Consider the following 771-nt stretch of genomic DNA (forward strand, 5'->3'; position numbering starts at 1 on the left):
GTTTTGCGCCATTTATTACTGTTTTTGCGTAAGTACTTATTAGTACTAACAGGACATTGGCGCTAAAAACATAAAGTGTAAAAAACAACGTGATAAATGACCGTAAAAGCTGCTACCTTTAGTAGCCATCCCTTTCACAATTAAACAGACGGCATTAATAAATTACTTATGAACGCACTTACATCAATACTGACCGCTCAAAAACCATCTATGCAAAAACCGCTCCTTGGCCTAACGCTGAGCGTACTGCTATCGACATTACTGATATCTGAAACGGCGCAAGCCGCCAGTACGAATGACCGCTTAGCGCAAGAAGTGGATAAGCAGGCCAAACAGTTGATGAGCCAATATCAGATCCCCGGTATGGCATTTGGAATCATCATCGATGGTAAATCACATTTTTATAACTATGGTTTGTCTGACAAGCAGCGCAACCAGCCTGTGTCAGAGCACACAATTTTTGAGCTGGGTTCTGTGAGCAAGACCTTTGCGACCACTTTAGCCAGTTATTCAGAATTAAATGGCACATTGTCACTCGATGATACCGCAGACAAATACATTCCCTACCTAAAAAATAGTGCCATTGGTAATACCGAGCTGATCAACTTAGGAACCTATAGTGCTGGTGGATTGCCATTACAGGTGCCTGAAGATATTGAGAATAATAAGGAGCTGCTGCAATATTATAAGTCTTGGCAACCTGAGTTCCCTGTCAATTCAAGCCGTCTCTATTCTAATGCCAGTATCGGACTGTTTGGACATATAGCTGCG

Annotated in this window: 1 protein-coding gene; it reads left to right on the forward strand. The window is 42.0% G+C overall.

Going from position 1 to position 771, the window contains the following annotated elements:
• Positions 1–168 precede the first annotated feature (168 nt).
• Positions 169–771: serine hydrolase (locus ACS8FC_RS16785; protein WP_439297621.1), on the forward strand; the 603-nt coding region annotated here is incomplete at its 3' end.

It is taken from the genome of Psychrobacter sp. 1Y4, from assembly GCF_051847555.1.